The sequence below is a fragment of the Sphingobium phenoxybenzoativorans genome (genome assembly GCF_018286635.1).
Classification (GTDB): Bacteria; Pseudomonadota; Alphaproteobacteria; order Sphingomonadales; family Sphingomonadaceae; genus Sphingobium; species Sphingobium phenoxybenzoativorans.
This window is the reverse complement of sequence record NZ_CP073910.1, coordinates 623,479-638,633: the sequence shown is the minus strand read 5'-3', so window position 1 is coordinate 638,633 and position 15,155 is coordinate 623,479. Positions and strand designations below refer to the sequence as shown.

General features: G+C 64.2%; 16 protein-coding genes. 4 read left to right on the top strand and 12 right to left on the bottom strand.

Annotated features, from left to right (window positions below; all coding sequences use genetic code 11):
* Window positions 1-170: 170 nt before the first annotated feature.
* The 4 genes from KFK14_RS03215 to KFK14_RS03200 all read right to left on the bottom strand — a co-directional run bounded on the left by KFK14_RS03215 (window position 171) and on the right by KFK14_RS03200 (window position 3,506).
* Window positions 171-1,205 (bottom strand): sensor histidine kinase, encoded by a 1,035-nt coding sequence (locus tag KFK14_RS03215; protein ID WP_212609852.1) that lies wholly within the window; start codon window positions 1,203-1,205, stop codon window positions 171-173.
* Window positions 1,205-1,648, bottom strand: a complete 444-nt coding sequence (locus KFK14_RS03210; RefSeq protein ID WP_070154432.1) for a response regulator — start codon at window positions 1,646-1,648, stop codon at window positions 1,205-1,207. Before KFK14_RS03210 ends, KFK14_RS03215 begins: the two co-directional genes overlap by 1 nt.
* Window positions 1,645-3,156, bottom strand: coding sequence for a sensor histidine kinase (locus KFK14_RS03205; protein ID WP_212609851.1), 1,512 nt, complete (start codon window positions 3,154-3,156; stop codon window positions 1,645-1,647). Before KFK14_RS03205 ends, KFK14_RS03210 begins: the two co-directional genes overlap by 4 nt.
* Window positions 3,157-3,302: 146 nt before the next feature.
* Window positions 3,303-3,506, bottom strand: coding sequence for a hypothetical protein (locus KFK14_RS03200; RefSeq protein ID WP_212609850.1), 204 nt, complete (start codon window positions 3,504-3,506; stop codon window positions 3,303-3,305).
* 168 nt (window positions 3,507-3,674) lie between these two features.
* On the opposite strand from KFK14_RS03200, the gene KFK14_RS03195 reads away from it, so the two are divergent.
* Window positions 3,675-3,920 (top strand): hypothetical protein, encoded by a 246-nt coding sequence (locus tag KFK14_RS03195; RefSeq protein WP_212609849.1) that lies wholly within the window; start codon window positions 3,675-3,677, stop codon window positions 3,918-3,920.
* Window positions 3,921-4,262: 342 nt separating this feature from the next.
* Here KFK14_RS03195 and clpS read toward each other — a convergent pair whose 3' ends face one another.
* From clpS to KFK14_RS03180, 3 genes are all read right to left on the bottom strand, one after another.
* A complete protein-coding gene (gene clpS / locus KFK14_RS03190; protein WP_425516679.1) occupies window positions 4,263-4,598 on the bottom strand; it encodes an ATP-dependent Clp protease adapter ClpS in 336 nt (111 codons plus the stop codon).
* Between the two features lie 213 nt (window positions 4,599-4,811).
* Window positions 4,812-5,657, bottom strand: coding sequence for a phasin family protein (locus KFK14_RS03185; protein ID WP_212609848.1), 846 nt, complete (start codon window positions 5,655-5,657; stop codon window positions 4,812-4,814).
* Between the two features lie 119 nt (window positions 5,658-5,776).
* Entirely contained in the window at window positions 5,777-7,540 is a 1,764-nt protein-coding gene (locus tag KFK14_RS03180) for a PHA/PHB synthase family protein (protein WP_212609847.1), read from the bottom strand.
* Window positions 7,541-7,663: 123 nt separating this feature from the next.
* Between KFK14_RS03180 and KFK14_RS03175 the strand changes: the two genes are divergently transcribed.
* The 3 genes from KFK14_RS03175 to KFK14_RS03165 are packed head-to-tail and all read left to right on the top strand — an operon-like array spanning window position 7,664 to window position 9,811.
* Window positions 7,664-8,878 carry an LL-diaminopimelate aminotransferase gene (locus tag KFK14_RS03175; RefSeq protein WP_212609846.1) on the top strand — a complete coding sequence of 405 codons (1,215 nt, stop codon included), beginning with the start codon at window positions 7,664-7,666 and terminating at the stop codon, window positions 8,876-8,878.
* Between the two features lie 8 nt (window positions 8,879-8,886).
* A complete protein-coding gene (locus KFK14_RS03170) occupies window positions 8,887-9,366 on the top strand; it encodes a DUF2721 domain-containing protein (RefSeq protein ID WP_070154417.1) in 480 nt (159 codons plus the stop codon).
* The gene (locus tag KFK14_RS03165) at window positions 9,350-9,811 is read left to right on the top strand and encodes a DUF4345 domain-containing protein (RefSeq protein ID WP_070154415.1); all 462 of its coding nucleotides are present in this window, start codon (window positions 9,350-9,352) and stop codon (window positions 9,809-9,811) included. Before KFK14_RS03170 ends, KFK14_RS03165 begins: the two co-directional genes overlap by 17 nt.
* Here KFK14_RS03165 and KFK14_RS03160 read toward each other — a convergent pair.
* The 5 genes from KFK14_RS03160 to KFK14_RS03140 form a co-directional block, all read right to left on the bottom strand.
* Window positions 9,747-11,345 (bottom strand): amidase, encoded by a 1,599-nt coding sequence (locus KFK14_RS03160; protein WP_246524838.1) that lies wholly within the window; start codon window positions 11,343-11,345, stop codon window positions 9,747-9,749. The genes KFK14_RS03165 and KFK14_RS03160 overlap by 65 nt on opposite strands.
* Before the next feature lie 500 nt (window positions 11,346-11,845).
* Window positions 11,846-12,376, bottom strand: coding sequence for a hypothetical protein (locus KFK14_RS03155; protein ID WP_212609845.1), 531 nt, complete (start codon window positions 12,374-12,376; stop codon window positions 11,846-11,848).
* 38 nt (window positions 12,377-12,414) lie between these two features.
* The gene (gene tilS / locus KFK14_RS03150; protein ID WP_246524836.1) at window positions 12,415-13,389 is read right to left on the bottom strand and encodes a tRNA lysidine(34) synthetase TilS; all 975 of its coding nucleotides are present in this window, start codon (window positions 13,387-13,389) and stop codon (window positions 12,415-12,417) included.
* On the bottom strand, window positions 13,370-14,260 hold the full coding sequence (locus KFK14_RS03145; RefSeq protein WP_070154405.1) for a tol-pal system YbgF family protein: 891 nt from the start codon (window positions 14,258-14,260) through the stop codon (window positions 13,370-13,372). The genes tilS and KFK14_RS03145 overlap by 20 nt, the downstream gene beginning before the upstream one ends.
* A gap of 67 nt (window positions 14,261-14,327) precedes the next feature.
* Entirely contained in the window at window positions 14,328-15,137 is an 810-nt protein-coding gene (locus KFK14_RS03140) for a helix-turn-helix domain-containing protein (RefSeq protein WP_070154403.1), read from the bottom strand.
* Window positions 15,138-15,155 lie beyond the last annotated feature (18 nt).

Genomic DNA, 15,155 nt, shown 5'->3' with positions numbered 1-15,155 from the left:
GGCTCATTCGAGCGGCCGGCAACCAAAACCGTCATGCCAGCGAAGGCTGGCATCTGGGGCAGCTTGGTGCATCCTCGCCTGAGATGCCAGCCTTCGCTGGCATGACGATGGAAACAAGCGGGACCCCGGATCAAGTCGGGGGTGACGAAACTGGGGACCGAGCAGCTCGCCTAAAGCCCCGCGACCAGCGACACCCGCGTGCCCGGCGCGCCGGTGTCGAACTCTATCGCGGTGCGCAGCGTGTCGGCCATCGCCCGCACGATCTTGGAGCCAAGCCCGGTGCCGATAGCAACTCCATCGGCGGGCATACCCCGCCCGTCATCCTCCACCCGCAGGCGGAAGCTGTCCGGCGTCTCGCGGCTCAGCAGCACGCGGACCTCGCCGGGTGTCGTGCTGTCATAGGCATATTTGCAGGCGTTGCTGACCAGCTCATTGACGATGATGCCCACCGCGACCGCTTTGTCCGTGGCGAGTTTCAGCGGTTCGGCGACAAGCTGCAGAGTGCGGCGGGACAGCGGCGTCGACCAGGTTTGCTCCAGCTCCGCGATCAGCGCGCCGAGATATTCCTCCATATCCACGGTCTCGACGTCATCGGTGGTGTAGAGGCGCTTGTGCACCTGGGCGATGGCGGCGATGCGGCGCTGCGTATCCTCCAGCGCGGCGCGGGCGTTATCGTCGGCAAGGGCGCGCGCCTGCATATGGACGAAGGCGGACACAAGCTGGAGACTGTTGGCGACGCGGTGGTTCACTTCCCCCAGCAACGCCTGGAGCCGGTCGTTGCTGGCGCGAAGCTGCGCCTCCGCCTGTTCCTTTTCCACGCGCAGCCGCACGGCGACCAGCGCCTGTTGAATGGCGCTGGCGAGCAGGTCGAAGAAATCCTCGCCTACCGTCTTGACGACATAATCGACGGCCCCGGCCTTCAGCGCGGCGACGGCGATCCGGCCTTCCTCCGACCCGGTGACATAGATGACCGGCGGCGGGGACGGCAGTGCGCGGAGCTGCGCCAGGGTGGCGAGGCCGTCCTGCCCCGGCATATAATGATCGACGGCGACAAGATCGAAGGCGGTTTCCGCGGCCATCGCCACACCCTGCGCGCCGCTTTCCGCCAGTTCCACGCGATAGCCGCGCCGTTCCAGGACACGGCGCGTCAGCCGCCGCAAACCCTCGTCGTCGTCAATGTAGAGGATGTGCGGCGCGTCAGCCATTAATCGGAATCGAGATCCGGCACCTGAATGACCGAAAGGAACAGGCCGAGCTGCTTGATCGCATCGGCGAAGCTTTCATAATTCACAGGCTTGGTAATGTAGACATTGCAGCCCAGATCGTAGCAGCGCTGGATTTCGATCTTGTCGTCCGTGGTGGTCAGGACGACGACGGGCGTGCGCTTCAACGGGCCTTCGCCCTTGATCTTCGCCAGGATGTCCGTGCCGCTCATGTCGGGCAGGTTGAGGTCGAGCAGGATCAGCGCCGGGCCGTTCAGTGCGGGGCCGCTGCTATCCTCATACAGATATTTGAGCGCGGAGGTGCCGTCCACGAAATGGCGGATCGCGTTGGAGATGCCGGCGCGGCGAATATTCTTTTCGATGAGGCGGGCATGACCCTCATCATCCTCGATCATCACGATGTTGACCGGCTGTTGACCGTTCATCTGTCTTTCTCCCCGGCGCCGGCGAATACCGCCGGCAGATTGACTTCAAACACCGCGCCTTCCCCCAGTTGCGAGGCGACGGTTATGGTTCCGCCGAGGCGATAGGCCAAAGCGCGAACATGCGCCAGTCCGATCCCCTCGCCCGGCTGATCCTGCTCCCCCGACCGGCGGAACAGATCGAACACCCGTTCATGGTCCTTTGGATCAATTCCCCGGCCATTGTCCTTAATCTGGTATAAGACGCGAAGGCCGCGCCGCTGCCCTGTGACTTCTATTATGCCCGGCCTGTCCCGGCGCAGATATTTCACGGCGTTTTCGACAAGGTTGGATGCGATCTGCTCCACGGCCAGACGGTCGCTGACCATCGGCGGCAGATCATCGGCGATCCTGATGGTCGCGCCGACTTCCTCCGTCCGGTGGCGCAACGTGTCGGCGACGCCCTGGAACATGCCCACCATGTCCAGCGTCTCGGGCGCGATCGTGCGGCGGCCCTCGCGGGACAGGCGCAGGATCGCGTTGATCAGGCGATCCATCTTCTGCGTCGATGTGCGGATGAAGCCGATGGCTTCGGGCAAGTCCTCCCGCGCGGCGAGGCGGGCTTCCTCCGTCACAATGGCGGGCGCTTCGGCCTCCGCCCGGTCGATCAGCGCGCGGAGCGAATGGGTGGCCGCGTCCAGTTCCGCCGTGAAACCCATGACGTTGACCAGCGGCGAGCGCAGATCGTGCGACACGATATAGGCGAAGCGCTGGATTTCATCATTGGCGCGCTGGAGGTCGATCGTGCGGACGCGCACCGCCCCCTCCAGATCCTCGTTCAGCACGCGCAGTTGGTTGCGGGAGCGCATGAGGCCGGAGGTATAATGGCGGATCGTCGCCACCGACCCGATCGCCACAAAGAAAAGCAATATGCCGCCCAGGCCGAGCGCCCAATAGAACAACGTGATGCTCGATTGCTGCGCCCGCACGCGCTGACCCAGCAATCTCTGCTCCTCGGCAAGCATCGCGGCGGTCGCTTTTTGAATCCGCGACGACACGTCGGCGGAACCGGCATCGCCCGCCCGCCGGCCGATGCCCGTCATCCGCCCGGCATCCGCCTCCGCCATGGTGAACAGCAGCATGGCATCCATCTCCCGCGCGAGCGCGCGGACTTGCGGGATGAGCCGTTGCTGCATGGCGTTGTCGCGGGTCAGTTCAGCGACGCGATCAATCGCCCGCTGCAGATCCCCCCGCGCCTCGGCATAATCCTCCCGGATGGCCGGGCGGCGATCCAAGAGATAGCCGCGCCGGGCGAAACGCATGCTCTGCACCGCTGAATCCACGCGGCCGATGGCGCGTTCGACGTCATAGGTGTGGATGAGCCAGGCGGTATGTTCGCTATTGCGTTGCACGGCGAACGCCGCCGCCAGCCCGGCGGCGAAAATGGCGATGAATCCGACGCTGACGAAAATGATGACAAGCCGCCCGAAATGCTTGTCCTTGTCCAAGGGTAACAGTGTCGGGGCCTTCATCACCCGATCCTTAAGGCAAGAAAATGCCAAAGGGGAAGCCTATTCGTATGCGGATCATCCAGACCTTAACCTGGATAAGATATATGCCGGTTTCCGGGGGCATTGGCGGCGATTTTCCGGCCTCCGCGCGCCCTGCAGCCGCCCGGTCATCCCTCGGTCAGGTCGAGAAACGCCACCACGTCATTTTCCGTCGCCAGATAAAGACCGGCCTGCACCTCCTCCGGCTGTTGCGCGGCAATCTCCAGCGCCTCGGCCAGCGGGCCGTAGAATAGCGTGTAGGCAGAGCCGCCCTCCCCGCCATCGTCGAGAAAATAGAGCCGGACGGAAGCCTGATCGAATGTCGTGCGCATAGCCGCAGAATGCCGCCGATCACCGGAAAGCACAATGGCGGGACCGCCGGTCCTGAGGTGGGCGATGCGAGTCGGAAAATTTTGCAAGAGAAAATGCATTTCGTCCGCGACTTTCCTTCAGAGACGCGCTACATTTGTGAAATCTTGCAGAAAAGGGGGAGTGGCACCGTGACGATCATGACATTTCCCGACCTGATCGACCTGCAAGACGGCCCCGTCGTCACCGTTGACGGGCTGGAACCGCGCATCGGCGAAAGCTGGCGCGCATATAATGACCGCGCCATCGCATGGATCGAAAGCGACCCGGATTTCACCGTTGGGGAATCCCGCTATCCGCTGCGCCAGCTCGTCACCGAAGCGCTCGCCTATCTGTCCAGCATGGCGGCCGTGATCGTCGCGACGGTCTTCTGGTAAGCTCCCGTCTGCCCGTCCGGGCGGGCCGCAGCCTTCACGGCACAGCAATATAGTTGCCCATGGACCGGACGTAGCAGGTCTCCCGGAACGCTCCGGGGGCGCCGGGTCCATGAACGGCCCTACTGCTGACAATTCAGCAGCCTATGCGCCCGCGATCAAGGACTCGTACGAGACCTGTGCGAAAAGGGAGGGAAGGTCAGCCTTTGCCCGTGCGGACGGGTGCGTGCTTCCGCCTGCGCAGGAACACGCTATATCTGTAGCCGATCAGGACAGGCTCTGGACGGAAGCCGGAGGGTGTTCCGGGTAAATCCCGACTTTCGTCAGGATGACGGCCCAAAAAGGTCAGGCCTTTTCCAGCGTGCACTGCAGGGGATGCTGGTTCTGCCGGGCGAAGTCCATCACCTGGTTCACCTTCGTCTCCGCGACCTCATAGCTGAAGATGCCGCAGACGCCGACGCCGCGCTGATGGACGTGAAGCATGACGCGGGTCGCCTCCTCCATATCCATGCGGAAAAACTGCTGGAGGACATGTACGACAAATTCCATCGGCGTGTAATCGTCGTTCAGCATCAACACCTTGTAGAGCGACGGCTTCTTGGTACGGGCGCGGGTGCGCGTGGCGATGCCGACGCCGGGACCGCCAGCGCCATCTTCGTCGTCCTTGCGCTCCGCCATCATCGCGAAGCGGCCGTTATTGATGCCAATGCTGTTCATGCCGGACAAGAATATGGCAAGTCATGGGTGAGGCGCAAGAGGCAGCGCACGCATTTCACCCGCTTAATCCGACCCGTTTCCCGTATAGTCGTGCCGGTTCGGAACGCACCGGACGCAAAAGGGCGGCCGTCCCGTCGCCGGGAGGCCGCCCCTTCGTCAATATGGAAAGTCCTGCGATCAGGCCGCGAGCGACTTCACCTTTTCAGTGACGAGCGAAACGCGCGTGCTGATCGGCTGGGCGACGTCGCCGGCCAGCTTCAGCATGGCTTCGCTGTTCTTCGCGGTCTCCTTGGCGAAGGCGTCGAAAGTGGTCGACAGCAGTTCGCTCTGAAGCTGGAAGAATTCGGTCGGCGACTTGACGGAAGCGAAGCTCTTCATCGTCGCAGTGGCCTTCTCGAAGCTCTTGCGGCCATATTCGGCGGCGTCCTGGCCCATCGCCTCAACACCCTTCGCAGCGATCTTGCCGGATTCGACGAACGCTTCGACATTGCCCTTGGTAATGTCGCTCAGTTCACCGAGCGCCTTGGTCGACTTTTCAACGCCGGCCTTCGCCTTCTGGTTGAATTCGGCGAATGCGCTCTCAAGCTTCGCCTTCGCTTCGTCGGTGATCTTCTTCGTCGTTTCAATAACGTCCGTCATCATCGCATTTCCTTCTGCTTGCACCAGAGCGGCTTCTACGACCGGTTCCGGGGTCTTTTCTTCCTGGAGTGGCGCCGCCACGGCGGGAATGTCCGTCGGTGCAGCAATCTTGGGTTCCGGCGCAGCCTTCGCCACGGCAGGAACGGGAACGACCTTCCGAGTATAGGTCCTTTTGGGCTTGGGCGTCGGCGTGACCGCCTCACCCGTCGCGGCGGCGGCGGCGTTCAACGCCTGCGTCGCGGTCAATACAGCCGGTTCAGGCGCAGGGGCGGACGCGGCGACAGCCTGTTTGCGCGCAACGCTGACCCGCGGCTTGACGATAGGCGCCTTGGCCGCGCGCTTGGCGACGGGACCAGGTTTGGAGCTTTTCGGTTGCTTGGCCACGACGGTCCTCACCTTTGTTGCGTTGCACAATAGCCGAGTCGTAGGGTTAATGCAAGTCTTTATTGTGCAGTGCAGCAAAATGGGCGGCGGCCCCTGCAAGCCGTTATGGAAAGGGGGTTTTACCGCGTCTTGACATAGCTTCCGGGGGCATCCTCCAGCGCCTTCAGCTTGCCCTTGCCCGGCTTTCTCGCGCCCTTTGCGGGAACCTTCGCCGGGGTCATGTCCTCAATCCACGCCAGCCAGTCCGGCCACCAACTGCCCTTGGTTTCTTTCGCACCCGCAACAAAATCGTCCAGCGTCGCCACCGGCGCGTCATTGGTCCAATATTGATATTTGCCCAGCGACGGCGGATTGATCACGCCCGCGATATGGCCGGACCCGGCCAGCACGAAGCGCAGCGGACCGGAGAAATGCTCGGTCAGTTTCCAGACGCTGGAGACCGGGGCGATATGATCTTCCTGCCCCGCCTGAATATAGGATGGCGTCTTGATCCGGTGCAGATCGATCGGCGTGCCATCCACCGTTATGCCGCCCGGAACCGCCAGCTTGTTGTCGCGATACAGATCCGCAAGATAGGCCTTGTGCCATTTCGCGGGCAGGTTGGTGGTGTCGCCATTCCAGAACAGCAGGTCGAACGGCGGATAGTCCTGACCCAGCAGATAATTGTTGATCACATAGTTCCAGATGAGGTCGCGGCCGCGCAGCAGGTTGAACGTCGCCGCCATATAGCGCCCGTCGAGATAGCCGGGCGACGCCAGTTGATCGACGAGCTTCAGTTGCTCGTCGTCCACGAACAGGGTCAGGTCGCCCGCCTTGCTGAAATCGACCTGGGCCGTGAAATAGGTGGCGCTCTTTACCTTCGCCTCCTCACCCCGCGCGGCGAGCAGCGCCAGCGTGGCGGCAAGGGTCGTCCCCGCGACGCAATATCCGACGGTATGGACGCTCTCCACGTCCAGCAGGTCGCGCACCGTATCGATGGCGTCGATCTGGCCCTTCAGGATGTAATCGTCCCAGATGACATCCTTCATCGTCGCGTCGGCGGATTTCCACGACACGATGAAAACGCTGATCCCCTGCTCCACCGCCCAGCGGACGAAGCTTTTTTCCGGCGAGAGATCGAGGATGTAGAAGCGGTTGATCCAGGGCGGGAAGATGACCAGCGGCGTTTCCAGCACCTTGTCGGTCGTCGGCGCATAATGGATGAGCTGGTAGAGCGCCGTTTCCTTGATGACCTTGCCCGGCGTGGACGCGACATTGCGGCCGAGTTCGAACAGGGAGCCGTCGGTGTGGGTAAGCTGGCCCTTTTCCATGTCGGCCAGCATATGCTTCAGGCCCTTGAGCAGATTTTCGCCGCCCGTCTCCAGCGTCTTGTCCAGCACCTTGGGATTGGTCAGCGGGAAATTGCTGGGCGACATGGCGTCGACCAGCCCCTGCGTCGCGAAGCGCAGTTGCGCCTTCTGCTTGGGATCGACGCCATCCACGGCGTCGGACAGGCGCAACAGATAGTCCGACGCCAGCAGATAGCTTTGGCGGATAAGGTCGAACAGCGGATGCTTCGCCCAGGCGGGATCGGAAAACCGCCTGTCCTTGCGCGCGGCGATGCTGTCCGCCGGTGCGGGCGCCGGCTCCTTCGCCATCAGGCCGCCGCTGTCCAGAAAGCGCTGCCACAGGGCCATGCCCTCATTGGCGAATTCCGATTGTATGGCCGCAACCGTCTGCGGATCGAAAGGCATGGGATAGCCGGGGACATGCGCCGGGGCGTCCGAAACCGCCTGGCTGGCGCGTTCCAGCATCATCTGCTGCGCCCGGCCGATCACCCTGGTCCAATGCTGCATCTGGTCGAGAGAGGGGAGTTCCAGGGTTTCGCCGTCACCTTGCGCCATAATCGTCTCCCCTGTTCTCCCGTCCCTCTGGCAAGGAGTCCTCCCCCGGTATATAGGCCGTTTGCCGTCACATAAAGCGGCGTCGCAACTTCCGTTCCATTCATGGAGAGATCGAGAGAGACAATGTCCGAAGAATTTTACCGCATGAAGCGCCTGCCCCCCTACGTCATCGCCGAAGTCAACGGCATGCGGGCGGCTGCGCGAGCGGCGGGCGAGGACATTATCGACCTCGGCATGGGCAATCCCGACCTGCCGCCGCCCGACCATGTGATCGACAAGCTGGTGGAAGTCGCGCGCAAGCCCAACGCCCATGGCTATTCCCAGTCGAAGGGCATTCCGGGGCTGCGCAAGGCGCAGGCCAATTATTATGGCCGCCGTTTCGGCGTCGATGTCGACCCGGAGACGGAAGTCGTCGTGACCATGGGGTCGAAGGAGGGGCTGGCCAGCCTCGCCACCGCGATCACCGCGCCGGGCGATGTCGTGCTGGCGCCCAACCCCAGCTACCCGATCCACATGTTCGGCTTCATCATCGCGGGCGCAACCATCCGGTCGGTGCCGACGACGCCGGACGAGAATTATTTCCGCGCGCTCGACCGGGCGATGGCCTTCACCGTGCCGCGCCCGTCGATCCTGGTCGTCAACTATCCGTCCAACCCGACGGCGGAGACGGTGGACCTGGCCTTTTACGAGCGGCTGGTCGCCTGGGCGAAGGAGAACAAGGTCTGGGTCCTGTCCGACCTTGCCTATTCCGAGCTCTATTATGACGGCAACCCAACGCCCTCCATCCTGCAGGTGCCGGGCGCGAAGGACATTGCGATCGAGTTCACCTCGCTCAGCAAGACCTATTCGATGGCGGGCTGGCGCATCGGCTTCGCGGTCGGCAACAAGCAGTTGATCGCGGCGATGAGCCGGGTGAAATCCTATCTCGATTATGGCGCGTTCACGCCGATCCAGGCGGCGGCCTGCGCGGCGCTCAACGGCCCGCAGGACATCGTGCAGAAGAACCGCGAACTGTATCATAAGCGCCGCGATGTGCTGGTGGAGAGCTTCGCCCGCGCCGGGTGGGACATTCCCGCGCCCAGGGCGTCGATGTTCGCATGGGCACCCCTGCCGCCCGCGCTGAAGGATATGGGCAGCCTGGAATTTTCCAAGCAGCTCCTGACCCATGCCAAGGTCGCGGTCGCGCCCGGCGTCGGTTATGGCGAGGATGGCGAGGGCTATGTCCGCATCGCCATGGTGGAGAATGAGCAGCGGCTTCGCCAGGCGGCGCGCAATGTGAAGCGCTATCTGCAATCGATGGGCGTCAACACTCCAGACGGAAAGGCGTTGGCGGGCTGATCATCCCCATGATCCCGATACCGCAAGTGGCACAGGTGGCGCAGGTCATTCAGCTTGCGCTGGCGCCGGTGTTCCTGCTTGCCGGTATCGGGGCGTTCCTGAACGTGTGCACGGGGCGGCTGGCGCGCGTCATCGACCGCGCGCGGGTGATCGAGGACCGCATCCTGCATACGCGCGGGCGGGAGCATGACAGGATGGTGAGCGAGATCCGGGTGCTCGACCGCCGGATATCCGTGGTGAACGCCGCCATTTTCCTGACCGTGGCCAGCGCCTGCGCCGTGTGCCTGGTCGTCATCCTGCTGTTCGCATCGGAATTGATGGGCGCGCATCTGGGCACCGCGATCGCCCTGCTGTTCATCACGGCGATGTTGCTTCTGGCGACGGCTTTCGGCACCTTCATCATAGAGATCGCGCTGGCGTCGCGGACAATCCACATCCGCAACGAAGTGCTGTTCCACGAGGCGGAGGCCGATGAAACCACACACTGAAAAGCGGCTGCTTCAGAGCGTGGTTGCGATCGCCTGCGTCGTGCCGGTCGCGGCGGGCATGGCCGGGCTGATCCTGGGGGCCGAGTGGTTCAGGGGCATTGAAGCGCCGCCGATCGACCTCGACAGCCACCTGCGCTACCTGAGCGGGATATTAATCGCCATCGGGATCAGCTTTGCGCGCTGTATCCCGGATATCGAGATCAAGACGGAGCGCTTTCGCCTGCTCTGTTTCCTGGTGATTTGCGGCGGGCTGGCGCGGCTGGTGTCGATGGTGATCGACGGGCTGCCCTCGGAGGGCCATATATTCGGCCTGATCATGGAACTGGGCGTCGTTCCCCTTCTGATGGTCTGGCAGGGACGGCTTGACCGGCGCTTCCAGACTATCGTGCACCCTCCAAGGGAGACCCCGCATCCACTGTTGGGGAAAAAGAAGGTTTCACCCTGATCTTCGCCGCCTGTTCATAGGCGTAACCGGCATTCAGCACCGTCTGATCGGCATAGGCCGTCCCGACGAAACTCAGGCCCACCGGCAATCCGCGCACCAGCCCCATCGGGACGGTCAGGTGCGGATAGCCCGCAATCGCCGCCGATCCGGTGGAACCGCTCGGCCCCTCATATTGATCGCCCCACACCGTGTCGGATGGCCATGCGGGGCCGTAGCTGATCATCGCCAGCAGGGTTAGCCGGTTGGCCGTCAGCATCGCGTCAATGCCTTCCTTGCCCGCCAGCCGCAGCGACTTTTCCCGCGCGGCGCGATAGGCCGGATCATCCAGCCCGCCCTTCGCCTGCGCCATTTCGAAGATGTCCTGGCCGAACAGCGGCATTTCCCTTTCCGCCTCCGCCGTGTTGAAGGCGATCAGGTCGGCGAGTGTCCGCACCTTCACCTTTTCCGGCGAAGTCGTGGCGAGATAGTCGGCCAGGTCCGCCTTCAACTCATATTTCAGCACGTCATAGCTGGCGTCGCCCATCCCCTCCGCCTTGGGCGGCGTGATCTCCACCAGTTCCGCGCCCGCAGCCTTCAAGACGTCCAGAGCGGATTGGAAGCGGGCAAGCAGTTCCGGCTGCGCGCCCCTGCGGATCACGCCAATCCGCATGCCGCGCAGGGCGTTGGCGTCGAGCGCGGCGGCATAGTCATGCGCGTGGGCCATGGCGTCTTTCGTTGCGGGGTCGGCGGCATCGCTCGCGATCATGGCGGACAGGAGGATGGCGGCGTCCCGCACCGTTTTCGCCATGGGGCCGGGCGTGTCCTGGCTATGGCTGATCGGGACGATATGAGTGCGGGGAATGAGGCCCAGCGTGGGCTTCAACCCCACAAGACCGGTCATGGAACTGGGGCAGATGACCGAACCATTGGTTTCGGTGCCGACAGCTCCCGCCGCGAAGCCCGCCGCCACGGCCGCGCCGGAGCCGCTCGACGATCCGCAGGTCGTCCGGTCCAGCGCATAGGGATTGCGGGTCAGGCCACCGACGGCGCTCCAGCCGCTCATCGAGCGTTCCGACCGGATATTCGCCCATTCCGACAAGTTGGTCTTGCCCAGGATCAATGCGCCCTGCGCCCGCAAGGCCGCCACGACGGGCGCGTCGCGGCCATTGTCATTCTGCGCCAGGGCCAGCGACCCCGCCGTCGTCGGCATGCCCAGCGTTTCGATATTATCCTTGATCAAAATCGGCACGCCGTGGAGCGGTCCGCGCAATTTTCCGGTCTTGCGCTCCGCATCCATTGCCCGCGCCTGCGCGATCGCATCGGGGTTCAGGGCGATGATGCTGTTGAGCCGTGGCCCCTTGCGGTCAAGGGCGGCGATACGCTTCAGATAGGCGCGGACGGCCTTTTCGCTGCTTGTCCGGCCCGCCGCCATATCGGCGGACAGGTCCGAGATCGTTTCATCGGCAATATCGGGCGGAGCCGCCTGCGCAGCCGCCGGGATGGCGGCCGGAACAGCGGAGGCCAGCATCAGAAAGATCGGCAGCGAAAGGCGCATGGTCGCGGTCTCCAGACATGAGAGGGGCCGCCGGAACATATGTTCCGACGGCCCGTCAATTGCATGGTCAGCGGCCGGAAGCGCCGCCCAGGGGAAACGTGTATCGCGCTATCTTCCAACGGATGACGGCGGGATCTGAGCGATCCGGGCCTGTCTCGATTTTTGGAAGGTTCGACGCTTCGGCGTCGCTCAGCGGCGCGTTTCCCGAATGGACTTGACCGACCCCATTGCTGAACCATGAGACATCGGATCACCTCCTTTCGCGTTGTTGAAACTGCGCGGACCGGTTTTTGGCGGTGGCCTTATCCGTCCACAGCCAATTTGTGAATCAATTAGGGGGACGGATCAAGGCTTGTAATATTCTTTTTTCGAATCATAATCATGCGCTCGCGTCGGCCGCCGGGAACGCAAGGCCGATCCGCAAGCCCCGGCGCTGGCCATGCGCCATTCCCCATTTTTGAAGCGTTCCCGCCACTTTCCGGCAATGCCCTTTCCGGGCTTCAGCCGCGGCAATCCTCGATCACGCGCGTCACCTCCGGCCAGGAAGGCAGCACCAGCGTCGGCAGGCCGGACGTTTCTATGGCGAAGCGGCCGCGGCTGAAGGCGATCTGGTCAAGCGCGGCGTCCCCGGCGGAACGCGCCGCGATGACATGCGGCACCGAAGCGCCGTCGTTCGATGCAGGCCATTGCACAGCGCCGAAGGTGGTGCGCACGGTCATGCCGCCGCCCGATGCCGGAACGGTTCCGGGGCGGGAGAACAGAATCCGGCGGCCGCCCAGATCGCACCGCACCGTCAGCGCCGCCTCGCTCGCCGGGGGACCGAACAGCGCCACGGACCCGCCCTGCTCAACGCGATAGCTCCAGTCGCCCAGCGTCAGTGGCCGCTCCTGCCAGTCGCCGGTGGGTTCCGGCGCGGGCGGCGGCGCCGGGGGCGCAGCGGGCGGAGGCGGCGGCGCTTCCACCGGTTTGGAGGCTGGAACGCATGCGGCAAGCGCAAGCGTGATGAGCGAAGCGGTAATCGGGAAACGCATCAGACGTTTATGCCCAAGGGGACTCCGGGTCTCAACCGCTATTCGTCATCCATAGCGACGGAGCTGCCTCGGCGCGGCGGCGCAGGGCGGAGAGACCAGCGGGAGCCACCTGAAAGCAGCCAGTCGCCAAGGCTCACCTTGCCCCCCTGTTCCAGACGCGCCAGCGCATCGTCCAGCGTGTCGCCGCGCGGCGGCTGCGCCATGCCGCCAGCCTCTGCAATCATGCGAAGGACCAGCCTGCGCTGCACCTCTCGCGGGAAATCGGTGGATTGCAGGATGATGGCGTCGCCATCCTTCACGATATGGCGGGCGGCAAGTTCGCTGACCATCCAGTTCAGCGCCTCCTCCGATTCCGCAAGCGCGGCGGCGCTTTTCGCCGCGGCGACGGGATCGAGCCAATCGGCGCCGGCCAGGTGGCGGCGCATATTGGCCCGGTCGAACCGGGCGTCGCTATTGCTTGGGTCCTCGACAAAGGGGAGGCCAGCGTCATGCGCCAGGGCGATCAGTTCCGCCTTCCGCCAGCCGAGCAAGGGGCGCAGGACCGCGCCATTGCGCCGCCGCACCCCCGCCAGACCAGCGACGCCCGCGCCGCGATTAAGCCGCATCAGGATGGTTTCAAGCTGATCATCGGCATGGTGGGCGGTCATCAGCCAGTCGATGCGCCTGTCCACCCGCCATCGGTCCAGCAGGGCATAGCGGGCCGCGCGGGCGCTGGCCTGCAGGCTGCCCGTGATCGGAACATCGGGCGTCAGGATGCTGTGCGGGATGCCCTGCGCGCCGCACCAGTCCGCCACCATGGATGCTTCATCACGGGACGCGGCGCGCAAGCCGTGATCCACGGTCGCCGCCTCCACCCGGCCGGGAAATGCCTGCGCCGCCAGAAGGAGCAGGGCCATGCTGTCCGGCCCGCCGGATACGGCAATGCCGTATCGCGCATCGGCGGCAGCGCTGGAAAGCCCCTCTACCTCGTCCCTGAAACGTCCGGCAGCGGCGTCAGGCGCCGCATTTCGCACGGGTCCTGCCCTTTTCCATCATGCCGCGAAGCGTGGCGGACAGGGTCGATCCATAATCCTGTTCAAGCTGGCTATAGACCTTGCAGGCATCGGCGGGTTTCTTGAGCTGGATCAGCGCCTCGCCAAGCCAGGTGAGGCTGTCGGCGGCGCGGTCGCCCTTCGGGCGCTTCTGATAATTCTCATAGAAAGCGACCGAGGCCAGCGCGGGCTTTCCATCGTCCAGATAGGCGCGGCCGAGCAGGTTCGAGATACGGCTGGCGAACCCCGACGAAGCATATTTGTCCAGCGCGGATTTCAACTGGGCCTGCGCCTCCGGGTAGAATTTGGCGTCCCACAAGCGGAAGCCATAAGTATAGGCGTCACCCGCCGCATCGCCAGTTTCCGGCCGTTCCACCACCGCGACGGCATTTCTGCGCGCATCGCTGGCGGCGGGCGTGGGCGTCACCTTCGGAGGAGCCGACGCATTGGCGGGCGTGGCGGCAAGCGGCGGCGGCGAAACCGTGGATGCCGTCGCGGCCGCCATGTCCGCCTTATATTTCGCGAAGGCGTCCTCAAGCTGCTTGATCTTGTAGGCGTTCTGTTCGGTCTGGCCGGTGAGGGACGCGAGCTGCCCCTCCAGCGCATCGACGCGGGCCATCAGGTCGGACAAGGGCGTGGACGCGGGCGTGCCGATCTGCGCCGGCGCGGCCGGTTGCCGGGTGATCTCCGGCTCTATCGGCGCGCCGCCGGGGAACACCTTGCGCTGTACCGCCCGCACTTCCTTCTCAAGCCTGTCCACCCGCGTTTCGATAGGCACGGACTGCGCGGTCGCGGCGGATGCGATCGGCAGCATCAGCGACAGGGTAGAAACGGCGAGAACGGCGTGGCGCATGGAAATCCTTCTGCTCGAAGATCGGCCGCTAACCATAATGGCTTTCGTCATCACGTAAAGCGCGCCTTTACGGAGCGGGCGAGGAAACGGCCGGTTTTGGCGGAACGGGCGGGCGCGCCAGCAGCGCCGCGGCACTGATCGGGAAATCCGAAATCGTCTTTACCGCCGTGCCCAGAGGCGGCACCGGACGGCCGCCCACGGTCACGGCAAGCGCGTCCGGCCTGCCCGTCAGGATCATCGGATTATTGGCGTTCGGCGGAACCGTGAAGCTCTCACCCTTTTCCATCTGCTTTTCCAGCAACCGCTCGCCGGCCTGATCGTAAATGCGCAGCCAGATGGTGTCGGTGGCCGTCAGAACGACCGGACCGTCCGCCGGAGCCTGCCGCGCCGCCGCCGGCCGGACAGCGCCCGATGCGGCGGGAGGCGGAGCCTCCGCCGCCGCCTGCACATCGGCCTGCGGCGTATAAAGCTGTGTCCGCCACACGCCATATCCAACCATCAGCAGCAGGGCGATGAGGCCAGCGGTCCAGGCCAGGGCGCGCGAGGGCACTCGTGCGGGGTCGGCGGGCTGAAACGCCTCATAGCGCGCCGCCTGCATGTCCGATCCAAGTTCGGCGCGGACGTCGGACGCTATCGCGACCTCATCCATATCGACCGCGCGGGCATAGGCGCGCGCAAAGCCGACGGCATAGGGAATGCCGGGCAAGGATGTAAATTCGTTGCGTTCAAGCACCTCAAGCTGCCTGATCGGCACGCGGGTCCGGGTCGCCACCTCCTGCAGCGAAAGCCCAAGCGCCTCGCGGCCCCGGCGCAACTTGTCGCCCGGCCTGTCCATGTCCAGCGTACCCTGATCTTTTGTTTCTTTTTTTTCAGCCATGCCCCGTACCCCAGGGAG